The following is a 12,510-nucleotide window of genomic DNA, read 5'->3' on the forward strand; positions in this document are numbered from 1 at the left end:
AATGATTCATACTATTAAAAAGGCAATCACTATATTTTCTTTGGTGGTTTTTGGAAGTGTAATACTTTATAATTGCGAGCCGGATGTTGATGCTCTTGGTGAACAGCTATTTCTGAACGGAGCTGCACAAGGAAAAGAAGAAGCTTTTGATGTTATTGCCTACAATATCAATAATCACGATACGATCCGAACTGATGCGGCTAAGCTTGCATATGGCGTGCTGGGAGCTTTCGATGAAAGCAAGTTTGGAATGCAGAAAGCATCATATTTAACACAGGTAAAACTTTCAACATACGATCCTGATTTCGGAACTAATGCAACGGTGGATTCAGTAGTTTTAGTAATAAAGCCGAGATATGCCACCGATTCTGTCACAACGAATACGGTAGACGACAACTATACTTATACTACAGCGGCTGATGGTGCTGTAAATGCTAAGAAAGTTGTGAATACATATCCTGCATTGAAATTTGGTAAGGCGAAAAGAAATTTAACTATTAACGTAAATGAAGTAACTACCTTTTTAAAGTCTGCTTCTGATACCGTGAAATCTAATGCTTCATATAGCTTTAATTCGCAAGTTATTGGTTCAAAGGTTTTTAATGGTTCTGTGAGTTCTGTAGCTGTTACGAAAGATGATGACGGCAGTGCCTTATTTACCGCTTCAACTCCCGGAATCAGAATTTCCTTGGATAAACAGTTTTTCCAAGATAAGATTATTGCAAAAAAAGATAAGCCTGAACTTTCAGATGCTTCCAACTTTATCAGATATTTTAATGGGTTGAGAATTTCTGTTGCTGAAGATGATGGATATCTTTTCCAGTTCTCTCCGAACGATATGGAAATGATCATGTATTATAAATATGATAAAACAGAGAACGGTACTACAACAAGGCCACAGACTTCTTACTCATTTGTATTAGGGGCAGGAAATACACACATTGGTCATTATCAATATGACAGAGTGGGCTCTGCGTTAGAAAATTTTGCAGGCCTTGGAAATACAGTAACAGGTGATGCAAAACTTTATACCCAGGCAATGGGTGGTCCTTCGATAGGAGTTAAAATCCCGGAGTCTAGTATTAATGATATTAAAAGTCATATCACAGATAAAAAGGGAGGGATCATCAGTGCCAAAATAAGAATTTACACAGATCCTTCATGGGATAATAAAAATTATGCTAAACCAACAGAGTTTACCTTGTTACGTAAATACATAGATCCAAGCTCAGATCACCCAACAAAAGTAAAAGCAGGCTTCACCAATGATTTGCTAAAACTGGCGGGAATTCCGGGATATACAATTTACAAATCTTACAATCTGGATCAGGAACAGGCATACTACGACTTTGTCGTTACCCAATCGATAAAAGAAATGGTGGAAGAAGGTAGTAAAGACTCAACAGACAAAACTCAATTCAAATATTTTAAAATAGATTTAGGTTCTTTCCTTCAGAATTCTGACGGAACAGGCTTGGCGGGATACAAATTTACATCCACGCCTTTTAATACAAGCAGAGCAGTATTTATAGGGACTGAAGCTGGAAATTCTAAACGTGTACAACTTTTAGTTACTTACGGTACAAAATAAAAAACACACTTAAACACTAGATATAATAATATGTGCGGAATCGTTGGATATACAGGTTTTCAAGACGCTTACGAAATAGTAATTAACGGTCTTAGAAGATTAGAATACAGAGGGTACGATAGTGCCGGAATCGTTCTGGAGGATGGAAATAATAAACTTGAAGTTGAAAAAACCAAAGGTAAAGTAGACGATCTTGTGAGCATCTCCGGTCAGTTGAAAGGGAAAGCCAAAATAGGAATGGGGCATACCCGTTGGGCAACTCACGGTGTTCCCAGTGACAGAAATTCCCATCCACATTTATCCAATAATGGTAAAATTGCCATTATTCATAACGGTATTATTGAAAATTATGATACCATTAAAACCATGCTTACTGAAAAAGGATTCAGCTTCAAATCTGAAACGGATACTGAAGTTCTGGTAAATCTTATTCAGTATTTTATGGATCTTAATGCTGAAACCGATTTTCCTACAGCTGTAAGATATGCTTTGAATGAAGTGTATGGTGCTTATGCTATTACAGTAATGCATGAGGATTATCCTGGAGTATTGGTCGTAGGTAGATTAGGTTCTCCTTTGGCAATCGGAATCGGTGATAAAGAGTATTTTATCGCTTCAGATGCTTCTCCCTTTGTAGAATTTACAAAAGAAGCCATTTATCTTGAAGAAGGTCATATGGCAACGATCTCATTGGATCATGGAGTAGATATAAGAACGATTAACGAAAATTCCAAAATTGAACCTGAAATTCAGGAACTTAAATTGAGTTTGGAACAGATCGAAAAAAGCGGTTATGAGCATTTCATGCTGAAAGAAATTTTCGAACAGCCAAAATCTATTCATGATACCATGAGAGGAAGATTATTGGTAGAAGAAGGCGTGATTAAAATGGCCGGAATCTGGGATTATATCGAAAAATTTAAAAATGCCAACAGAATCATCATCATTGCATGCGGAACATCTTGGCATGCGGGGCTTATCGGTGAATATCTTATAGAAGAATATGCAAGAATTCCTGTTGAAGTAGAATATGCTTCAGAATTCCGATACAGAAATCCAATTATCACCGATAAAGATGTTGTAATTGCAATTTCTCAGTCGGGAGAAACAGCAGACACTATGGCTGCTTTAAAACTTGCAAAAGAAAAAGGAGCATTTATCTACGGTATCTGTAATGTTGTTGATTCTTCTATCGCAAGAATCACAGATGCCGGATCATATACCCATGCAGGTCCCGAAATTGGGGTAGCTTCCACTAAAGCTTTTACCGCGCAGCTTACCATTCTTACTTTAATTGCATTTAAATTAGGTAAGCATAACGGAAATTTAGGAAATGCCGAGTTCATGAGCTTGATCGCTGAATTAGATGCTATTCCTAAAAAAATTGAAGAGGTATTGGATTCTACGCATGAACTGGTACAGAACATTGCTAAAGATTTTGTAAATGCGACAAACTTTTTGTATTTGGGAAGAGGATATAATTATCCGGCGGCGCTTGAAGGAGCTCTAAAACTCAAAGAAATTTCCTATATTCACGCTGAAGGATATCCCGCAGCAGAAATGAAGCATGGTCCGATTGCTCTCATCGACGAAAATATGCCGATTGTTATCATCGCTCCTAAGAAAGGACATTATGATAAGATTGTAAGCAACGTACAGGAAATTAAAGCCCGAAAAGGAAAGGTGATATCTGTAGTAAACTGTGGAGACACTCAGGTAAGCGAGATATCAGATTATGTTATCGAGATTCCTGAGACATCAGAATGCTTCTCACCAATTGTGGCATCCGTGCCTTTACAGCTTTTGGCATACTATATTGCGGTCTATAGAGGAGCCAATGTAGACCAGCCGAGGAACCTCGCAAAATCTGTAACTGTGGAATAAAAAATACTTGTAAATAAAATAAATTTAGATTTCTTTCGTTATTTCAAAAAAAATCTTAAAAGTTTCTTAAAAAAATTATATATTTACGGCTTAATTATAAAAATTAACATGAAAAGGATATTTCTTTTATTATTGTCTGCGTCAGTAGCGTCGGTATCTTGTTCAGGTGGTGGTACTTCTTCTGTGGGGAAACCAGGAACAAAAGGAGAGTTGATACCAAGAGAAAAAACAAAATCATTTGTTGCAGAAAGACCATACGGCATGGTTGCAATTCCTGCAGGTTCATTTGTGGCTGGTTTAACGGATCAGGATTTCACAGACAGTCCTGAAAAAGCTCAGGCGAAAACTGTTACTGTTTCTTCTTTCTTCATGGACGAGGCAGAAACTACTAATGCAGAATACAGAGTTTTTATCAATTATGTAAGGGATTCTATCGCAAGAACTCTGCTTGCTGAAGCTGCCGGAGAAGGCGGAGAAGGTAAAGGAAGAGGAACAAGCATAGGAGATTATGCATACCTTGCTCAAAAAGAAGAAAACTTAACACCATATCAGGAATATTTAGAATCGCAGGGTGGGGGAAACGAAAGCAGCTTCGATCCTACAAAAAAGATCGACTGGAAAGTTCCATTGCACTGGAATACGTCAAAATATCCTGACGTAGAATATGCAGAAGTTCTTGAGTCAATGTACTTACCTGCTTCTTCAAGAGTAGGCAACGAACGAATTCTGGATGTTAGTAAACTTAAATATACTTACAGATGGGGAGATATGGATGTTGCTATGGCTGAAAAAGAAAGAGGTGTAAACTACCTTAGAAGTGAAAGCATCGCCATCTATCCTGATACAACGGTTTGGGTAAAAGATTTCCATTTTGCATATAACGAACCATTGTTTGAGCAATATTTCTGGCACAAAGCGTACAAAGATTATCCTGTTGTAGGGGTGACTTGGGATCAGGCCAGAGCTTACTGTAACTTCAGAACTAAATTAAAATCTGATTATAACGAAAGTTTAAAAAGAAGAAAGCAAAAACCATTAATCTTCAGACTTCCTACAGAAATCGAATGGGAATATGCTGCAAGAGGCGGAATGGAAAATGCTACTTACCCTTGGGGTGGTCCATATTTAATGGATGACAGAGGTTGCTATTTAGCAAACTTCAAACCTAAAAGAGGTAATTACATGGAAGATGATAAAAAAGGTACTTATACATATACTGCTCCGGTAAAGAAATTTAAGAAAAATGGTTTTGGATTATTTGATATGGCTGGAAACGTTTCTGAATGGACAGAATCTGCTTATAACAATTCTTCGTATGGATTCTCATCTACATTAAATCCTTCAACAAAAAATAAAACGGATGACAAAAAATCTGTAAGAGGTGGTTCTTGGAAAGATGTAGGATATATGCTGATGACAGGTATGAGAGACTGGGAAAGAAAAGATTCAGCAAGAAGCTATATCGGATTCAGAACGGTACAGGATATTCCTGAAGCTGCTGTTAAGCCAAGAAAAATTAACAGATAATTCAATCGAACCATTATTTTCAATACAATTTTTATTTTAACACTAAAAAAAACTAACTTATATGTTTAAGACTAAAGATGCTTGGATGAATTTCTTTTATTCGTTCGGTGCTGCAATTGTAATTCTTGGAGCTTGGCTTAAAATTACTCACATCAATATTGGGCCTATCACGGGTAACGTTGCTCTTACAGTGGGACTTATTACGGAAGCAATCATCTTCATTATCTTCGCTTTCGACCCACCAAAAACTGAAGAGTCTTATGCTTGGGAAAATGTATATCCGGAATTATTAGATAAACATGCTAACCCAAATCCGTTACATTCTAATGTAACATCCAGAAATACGGTAGATCATTTTGCTGAACTTGAAAACTCTCTTTCAGGTAAATTAGATAAAATGCTTCAGGATGCTAAATTAGACGTACAGTTATTTGAAAGATTAAGATCAGGCATTGATAAATTTTCAAGTTCCGTTGACCAGATTAACCAGACAGTAGATGTTTCTGCTTCTACTCATAAATATAACGAGCAATTAAATTTAGCTGCTCAGCATATGCAAAGCATGAATGCACTATATGCAATGCAATTGGAAAATGGACAAAAACAGTCTGATTTTGCTAAAAAATATGTTGAAGATATGCAAAAATCTGTTGAACACTCAGAAAAATTCAACCAAGAATTACAAGGTTTAACATCTAATTTAAATAACTTAAACAGAGTTTATGGTGGTATGCTGACTGCTATGAAGTCTTAATTCCTTAACCATTTCTAAAATTTAACTACTTAATCTAAAACAAAAAGAAGAATGGCACAAGGAAAACAGACACCTCGTCAGAAGATGATCAACCTAATGTATCTGGTGTTCATCGCGATGATGGCTCTAAATATTGATGCGGAAATCATCAGATCATATTATGACTCTACGGTTGCTCTAAAAGATACTCGTTTATTGACTGAAAGAAAAAACGAAGATATTTTCGAGAAAACTTTAGAGGCTAAAGCTCAGCAGGTACCTGATACCTACGCTCTGCCTTGGCAGCAATACCAGAAGTTAAAAGAAAAAATCAATGCTTTGGTATCGCATGCTGATCAGATAAAAGATAAATTAAAAAAAGAATCTGAATTCGTAGAAAAAGATCCTAAAACAGGTAAATTAATTGATGTTAGTGAGAATTTTTCAGCACTTAATAACAATGAAGCCACTACGAAATACTTCTTTAAAGACGGAGATGAGAATTCTGCATCAAAAGGAGCGACAGAACTGAAAGCTAGAATTGATGATGTAAGAAACTTTATTAATACAACTTTTGGAAATGATCCTCAATTAAGAGATTTAATTGACAGAGCAAATAAGTCATTGATTGCTGAATATCCTAAAGGACAGTCGCCTAATAAAAAAACTTGGCTACAGAATAAATTCTATCATCAGCCGCTTATCGCTGCGTTGTCTAATCTTGAGATTATTCAGAATGACGCAAGAAACGTACAGTCTGATGCATTAGCATTGTTGTTACAGGAAAAAGTTGATGCAAGCATTAAATTCACAAGTTATGAAGCGATTGTATCGGCACCTGTAGATATTGTTGCAGGAAAACCTGCTGAAGCAGTTGTGATGTTAGGAAACTATTCCAATAGTAATAAAATTAATATCTCCGGTGTAAGCAGACAGGAAAACGGTAAAGGTTATGCAACTTTAAATACAAGCGGAATCGGAGAGCATACTTTAAGTGGTAATATTACATTAACGGATGCTACAGGTAAAGTACAGAGCTATCCATTTACGCATACTTATAATGTAATTGCAGGTCCACAGGAAGTAAAACTTCAAAAAGGTTTACTCCTTTCAGCTGATAAGATGAATGTAATGTACCGAGGTCTTGATAACCCTGTTTCAGGTTCAATCTTAGGTGCCGATAATGCTAAACTTTCATTATCTGCTCCGGGAGCATCTGTTAAAAGTACAGGACCAGGTAAATGGGATGTGAAGCCGGGTGCAGGTAATTTATTGAAAATTACTTTATCAGGAACGGATCCTTACGGAAAATCAATTTCTCAGGTATTTGAGTACAGAATTAAAAATGTACCTCCGCCACAAGGTCAGATCAGAGGTAAGAATATCTTAACATTGCCTGTAAGTTCATTAGAAAATCAATCTCTTCAGGCTGTTATTCCTGACTTTGATTTCCCAGTATCATTTAATGTAACTTCGTTTATGATAAGAGTACCGGGTAGAGCTTCAGTACAGGTTCAAGGAAATTCATTACAAGCAGCGTCTGGAATTTTCAGAAGTATGAGACCAGGAGATCCTGTATATATCTTTGATATCAAAGCAAATGCTGTAGGATTAGGTACAATGATTGTTCCAAATATTTCACCTGTATTAATTAATACTCAATAATAAATAAATTATGAAAAAATATATTAGCATTTTTTTAGTAGTAGTTTCGGGAGTTGCATTTTCCCAGACTATCCTGAATGCTTCTTCTCCTGAAGAATTCAGAAAAATGAGAGCTGAGAACAAAATGAAAGTAGGAGATACCGTTATCGACAAAACAGTAAAACCTTTGGAATACGGATTTGTTGACGAAAAAGATATCCTTAAAAGTATGTTTGTTTGGGAGGTTATTGATATGAATGACAAAATCAATCAGCCTTTCTATTACAACAATCCAAACGGATTATTATCTACAGAAACCAAATCTTTGTACAAATTGTTACTTGATGGCGCTCTTAGTGGTGATATTAAGGAAGTGTATGATGATGAAAATTTCGTACAGAGACTTACTCCCGAGCAGATTAAAGCAAGACTCGTTGATGTAAGAGTTGATGATGAAGCGATCAATATTTTAAATAGTGGTCGTCAGTTGACTGAACAGGAAAAGAAAGAACTTACCGATGTATATGAAACTACTACTGAAAAAGTTAAAGTTTTAAAAGTATTCGGTATGTGGTTCATTGATAAGAGAGACGGGCAGCTGAAGTACAGACCTTTGGGGATTGCTGCAATGGGTCCGGATCCTAAATTGATAGGAAGAACAACTCCGGATGGACAACCTTTACCGGGAGCTAACGATCTTATTGATCTTTTCTGGGTATATTATCCAAATGCAAGAGATATTCTGGCTAATAACTATGTTTACAATAGAAAGAATACTTCCGCAGACCTTTCCTTTGATGATTTAATTAATGCAAGAAGATTTTCTTCAGTGATTTTCAAGTCTTCTACAGGATTAGGTGATGGTGTAATCAAAGATTATATTCCGAGAGACGCAGACGAGCAGTTAGAAGAAAGTGACAGGATTAAAGAGGAAATCCTGCAAATGGAAAATGATATGTGGAATTACTAAAAGTTTCACTTGATAATTATATAAAACCTGAGTATTTTTACTCAGGTTTTTTTATTATGAAGAATGTAGATTATATTATTGTCGGAGATGGTTATGCCGCACTTTTTTTTGCCCATCAGCTTATCATCAGTAAAAAATCTTTCGTCCTTTTTTCGGAAGAGAAAAAAAGTGCTTCTCAGATTTCAGCAGGTATTATCAATCCTGTTGTTCTTAAAAAGTTTACCACCTTCTGGAAAGCTCAGGAACAAATTGATTTTTTAAAAATGACGCTTCAACAAATTGAAGAATATACGAAAGAAAATTATTTGATTGAAGCTCCGATACACAGAATTTTTCATGATGAAAAAGAACAACAGCTTTGGTTAAAAAAATGCGAGAATGATGATCTCAAAAATTTTTTAGATAAAAATTTTGATCGTTTAAATGGTGTAAAAAATGATTATCTATCAGGAAAGGTTAGTCAGTCTGCAAGACTTGATGTTAGCGGTTTTTTTGCAGGTATATTTAAGTTTTTAAAAAATGGAGAATATATTGTAAAAGAAAAATTTAATTACACCGAGCTAAATGTTTCTGAGAGTACTTACAAAAATTTTAAATATAAAAATGTACTTTTTTGTGAAGGGATGGGTGTCAAGGAAAATCCGTTTTTTGCTGATATTCCTGTTAACCCCAACAAAGGTCATCATATTAAGGTTGAACTCTCAAAACCAATTCCCGGAAATATTACTATTAAGAAAAAGCATTTCCTTTTTCCGTTAAATGAAAAAATATATTTTTATGGAGGGACTTATGACCGAGAACAGCTTCATCATCAAATTGACGATTCTGCAGTAGAACAGCTGATGAACGGACTAAAAGAATTTTACCCTGACAAATTCAGTCTTTCGGAAGTTAATTTCGGATTCAGGCCTACAGTGAAAGACAGACGACCGATTATCGGAAGACATCATAAATATGAAAATATGTATGTTTTTAATGGACTTGGGGCAAGAGGAATTCTCAACGGTTGTTACTTTTCAAAAAGCCTGTATGATTTCATTGAAAATAATATTCCTTTACATGAAGAAGTTTCTCTGGATAGATTTAAGCCTTCGGGATTATAATCATTGTAAGTATCCCCGAAAATTCTTATCTTGATTAAAAGATAAAATTATGGATGAGAATCTTCTCGGGATTATTGCAGGTATTTTAACATCGGTATCGATGATCCCACAAGTGATAAAAGTTTTGAAGGAAAAGAATGCTGAAGATTTGTCGTGGATGATGATTCTCGTCCTCATTTCAGGGCTTTCACTCTGGGTTTGGTATGGCTTTATTAAGGATGAACTTCCCATTATTCTTTCCAATGCTTTTGCGGTTCTTGTTAATATTGTTTTGCTTATCTGCTGTATTATTTACAAAAAGCGATAGTACAAAAAAATAAACACTTCTGCACAAAGCAAAAGTGTTCTCGTTTATATAGATGTGTTTATTAGTTGTTAATATTTTTTCTGGGTCTTGAATTAATAAGAAGCCATTCTGGTATTGCCTGTTGATATTTTACTTTTTCTATGATGAAATAACACCATATTATAATCTTTGTTCAGAAAAGTAACCTCACCTCTTATATCGGAATATTGGAAGTTTGCATCACTTGCAGTATAATCTGGTAATTCGTCTCTTTTTTTCAGATCATAAGTTTTCCCGGCAAGCCGTACGGTGATCGTGTTTTGAGTTTCATTAAGCGCAACTTCAAGTTCCTCTCCATATTCATCCGTAAAAATATCCTTTGTGATTTTGTCTTGGTGAAGGGGTTTATTTTGAGTGGCAACATTCTCAAGGCTCGTTTCTTCTTTTGCCTGATGTTTACATGCTGTTAAAATAAAAATCATTAAGATGGCCGTAATCTTGAGTAACTTTTTCATAGTAAGTGATTTTAATGTGATTCATGAATAAGGTGTTAATTATCCATAAAATTACAATTTAAATAAAAATAATTTGTTAAATATTTATAAATTATTATAATAATGTTAATTGTATTTAATAACTCTAATATTTCTGTGTAAATATTTTTTGATGTAAAAATGAAAAACTTATCAATAGAGTTGGTAAACAGTAGAATTTCGGTAAATCTAAAATAACATACGTTTAAATAATTCACTATATGTATTATTACTGAGATAGAAATTTTTTACTATTAAAATGAAGTACCGAAAAAATAATTGTGATTAATTAACATTTATAATCATTTTTTTAATGTTTATATTTTATGCAAATGAAGTGCCATAAAAAACATTATTACTAATATTATTTTATAATATGTTGTAAACGAAATTTATATATATTCTAAAAAGAAAAGTTTAGAGCGCAAACTCACATCATTCAGTAATTTTAAATAAATGTTAAATATTGTTAACAAAAGAGGTCGGGATGATAGTTTTTTTGAAAAGTAATCAAGGTAAAGACTACATTTGTGCCTTGAAATTATGAGAAACTATATAGTATATTTTTTGACAGCGCTTTTTCTGCTTTTCGTTGTGGAAAGTAAGATTAATGTCAGAACGTTGAAAAACGATTATACGGGACATACTTCTCAGAATTTACCCAAAAGAACCAACCGTCTCAATCAAACGTACGAAAAACTTTCTATTCAGCAAACCCTTGACGATGCAGGAAATGTGTACTCATTGGAGTTAATGGAAGATGACTTTCAGTTTTCTGACAACTTTCGATCGATTGCTGTATGGGCTTGTGTATTTACATTAGTTTATATTTTTGGTATAAAAAGTTTCAAGGCATCAAAGCCAACAATTCACGGCTTTCTTTCTGAATTTTCTCATGTAAAAAGATTCATTCTGATCCGTTCTATCAGGATATAAAAACTATTTTTCAACTTTATTTTTCTGCCGACCAGCTCAGCGGAAATATGCTGCGTTGTATTGCTGGTAATCATTACATCGTGTAGACTCTTATTACCATTTCCTATTAAAACATTAACGATTTATATAAACTCTAAAATTATGAAAAGAGTTGTCGCAAGCATTGCGCTAAGCAGTCTTTTATTGTTCAGCTGTAACAAAAAAAAAGAAGAAAAAGAAGAAGCTGCAGTTTATCCCGTGACCTCGCCGATAGCGATGGATACGGTGATTGATAAAGAATATGTAGCTCAGATTCAATCTGTAAAAAACATTGAGATCCGTGCGCAGGAAAAAGGTTTCCTGGAGAAGATCTATGTAGATGAAGGTCAGTTTGTACGTCAGGGACAGACCTTATTCAGAATTATGCCTCAGCTTTATCAGGCAGAGCTTATGAAAGCCAAAGCTGAAGTAGAGCAGGCATCTATCGAACTCAAAAATGCAAGTACGCTGGCCAGCAACAATATCGTTTCCAAAAACGAGAGAGCGATGGCTAAAGCTAAACTTGATGCCGCAAACGCAGAAGCAAAGCTGGCACAGATCCATCTTTCCTTTACAGACATCAAAGCGCCGTTTTCAGGTATTATTAACAGAATTCCGCGTAAGTTGGGAAGCCTTATTGATGAAGGTGATTTATTGACATCACTTTCAGACAACAGCAATATGTATAGCTATTTTAATGTTTCCGAACCGGAATACCTTAGCTATCAGATGCACGCCGCAGACAGAGGCAGTAACGAGGTGAGCCTTTTGATGGCAAATGGAGAATTGCTCCCTGAAAAAGGACAAATCCAGACCATTGAAGGAGAATTTGACAACGAAACAGGAAATATCGCTTTCAGAGCAAAGTTCCCGAATCCTAATAAGTTACTGAGAAACGGCGAAACCGGAAAAGTAAGAATGACATTGCCTTTGAGAAATGCTTTAATCATCCCTCAGAAAGCGACCTATGAAATTCAGGATCAGAAATATGTATTTGTAATTGGTAAAGATGGGGTTGCAAGATCTAAAAATATTAAAGTTGCCTATGAACTGCCTGATGTTTATGTTATAGGTTCAGGATTGGCAAAGAATGATAAGATCCTGCTGGAAGGTGTTCAGAAAGTGAAAGACGATCAGAAAGTTCAGACAAAATTACAGGATCCGAAGAAAGTTCTTAATTCATTAAAATTAAAAGCAGAGTAAAAAAATATATGATAATTGATAATCGATAATTGATCGGTAAAGATGTTCAAAAGTATCATCTATCATTCATCATTAATAATTC

At 35.0% G+C, this 12,510-nt stretch carries 11 protein-coding genes; 10 read left to right on the plus strand and 1 reads right to left on the minus strand.

What is annotated here, in order from left to right:
- Position 1 precedes the first annotated feature (1 nt).
- From BLR30_RS08100 to BLR30_RS08135, 8 genes are all read left to right on the plus strand, one after another.
- Positions 2-1,591, plus strand: coding sequence for a DUF4270 family protein (locus tag BLR30_RS08100; RefSeq protein ID WP_089856909.1), 1,590 nt, complete (start codon positions 2-4; stop codon positions 1,589-1,591).
- 30 nt (positions 1,592-1,621) lie between these two features.
- Positions 1,622-3,475 (plus strand): glutamine--fructose-6-phosphate transaminase (isomerizing), encoded by a 1,854-nt coding sequence (glmS, locus tag BLR30_RS08105; protein ID WP_089856911.1) that lies wholly within the window; start codon positions 1,622-1,624, stop codon positions 3,473-3,475.
- 108 nt (positions 3,476-3,583) lie between these two features.
- Positions 3,584-5,002, plus strand: a complete 1,419-nt coding sequence (gene porK, locus BLR30_RS08110; protein WP_089856913.1) for a T9SS ring complex lipoprotein PorK/GldK — start codon at positions 3,584-3,586, stop codon at positions 5,000-5,002.
- A gap of 61 nt (positions 5,003-5,063) precedes the next feature.
- A complete protein-coding gene (gene porL / locus BLR30_RS08115) occupies positions 5,064-5,756 on the plus strand; it encodes a type IX secretion system motor protein PorL/GldL (RefSeq protein WP_089856915.1) in 693 nt (230 codons plus the stop codon).
- Between the two features lie 51 nt (positions 5,757-5,807).
- A complete protein-coding gene (gene porM / locus BLR30_RS08120) occupies positions 5,808-7,400 on the plus strand; it encodes a type IX secretion system motor protein PorM/GldM (protein ID WP_089856917.1) in 1,593 nt (530 codons plus the stop codon).
- 10 nt (positions 7,401-7,410) lie between these two features.
- Positions 7,411-8,349 carry a type IX secretion system ring subunit PorN/GldN gene (gene porN / locus BLR30_RS08125; RefSeq protein WP_089856919.1) on the plus strand — a complete coding sequence of 313 codons (939 nt, stop codon included), beginning with the start codon at positions 7,411-7,413 and terminating at the stop codon, positions 8,347-8,349.
- Positions 8,350-8,405: 56 nt separating this feature from the next.
- Entirely contained in the window at positions 8,406-9,452 is a 1,047-nt protein-coding gene (locus BLR30_RS08130; RefSeq protein ID WP_089856921.1) for an NAD(P)/FAD-dependent oxidoreductase, read from the plus strand.
- Between the two features lie 49 nt (positions 9,453-9,501).
- Positions 9,502-9,759, plus strand: a complete 258-nt coding sequence (locus BLR30_RS08135; RefSeq protein WP_089856923.1) for a SemiSWEET transporter — start codon at positions 9,502-9,504, stop codon at positions 9,757-9,759.
- Between the two features lie 92 nt (positions 9,760-9,851).
- Here BLR30_RS08135 and BLR30_RS08140 read toward each other — a convergent pair whose 3' ends face one another.
- Positions 9,852-10,253: a hypothetical protein gene (locus BLR30_RS08140; RefSeq protein WP_089856925.1), complete on the minus strand. Its 402-nt coding sequence runs from the start codon at positions 10,251-10,253 to the stop codon at positions 9,852-9,854.
- Between the two features lie 561 nt (positions 10,254-10,814).
- Between BLR30_RS08140 and BLR30_RS08145 the strand changes: the two genes are divergently transcribed.
- Together BLR30_RS08145 and BLR30_RS08150 are read left to right on the plus strand one after the other, a co-directional pair.
- Complete coding sequence (locus BLR30_RS08145) at positions 10,815-11,207, plus strand: hypothetical protein (RefSeq protein WP_089856927.1); 393 nt, start codon at positions 10,815-10,817, stop codon at positions 11,205-11,207.
- 141 nt (positions 11,208-11,348) lie between these two features.
- Positions 11,349-12,428 (plus strand): efflux RND transporter periplasmic adaptor subunit, encoded by a 1,080-nt coding sequence (locus BLR30_RS08150; RefSeq protein WP_089856930.1) that lies wholly within the window; start codon positions 11,349-11,351, stop codon positions 12,426-12,428.
- Positions 12,429-12,510 lie beyond the last annotated feature (82 nt).

Origin of the sequence: Chryseobacterium taeanense (genome assembly GCF_900099685.1) — a bacterium.
GTDB classification, from domain to species: Bacteria; Bacteroidota; Bacteroidia; order Flavobacteriales; family Weeksellaceae; genus Chryseobacterium; species Chryseobacterium taeanense.

Coding starts and splice junctions, on each gene's coding strand:
- BLR30_RS08100 (WP_089856909.1), top strand. CDS start 2: ATGATTCATACTATTAAAAAGGCAATCACTATATTTTCTTTGGTGGTT.
- glmS (WP_089856911.1), top strand. CDS start 1,622: ATGTGCGGAATCGTTGGATATACAGGTTTTCAAGACGCTTACGAAATA.
- porK (WP_089856913.1), top strand. CDS start 3,584: ATGAAAAGGATATTTCTTTTATTATTGTCTGCGTCAGTAGCGTCGGTA.
- porL (WP_089856915.1), top strand. CDS start 5,064: ATGTTTAAGACTAAAGATGCTTGGATGAATTTCTTTTATTCGTTCGGT.
- porM (WP_089856917.1), top strand. CDS start 5,808: ATGGCACAAGGAAAACAGACACCTCGTCAGAAGATGATCAACCTAATG.
- porN (WP_089856919.1), top strand. CDS start 7,411: ATGAAAAAATATATTAGCATTTTTTTAGTAGTAGTTTCGGGAGTTGCA.
- BLR30_RS08130 (WP_089856921.1), top strand. CDS start 8,406: ATGAAGAATGTAGATTATATTATTGTCGGAGATGGTTATGCCGCACTT.
- BLR30_RS08135 (WP_089856923.1), top strand. CDS start 9,502: ATGGATGAGAATCTTCTCGGGATTATTGCAGGTATTTTAACATCGGTA.
- BLR30_RS08140 (WP_089856925.1), bottom strand. CDS start 10,253: ATGAAAAAGTTACTCAAGATTACGGCCATCTTAATGATTTTTATTTTA.
- BLR30_RS08145 (WP_089856927.1), top strand. CDS start 10,815: ATGAGAAACTATATAGTATATTTTTTGACAGCGCTTTTTCTGCTTTTC.
- BLR30_RS08150 (WP_089856930.1), top strand. CDS start 11,349: ATGAAAAGAGTTGTCGCAAGCATTGCGCTAAGCAGTCTTTTATTGTTC.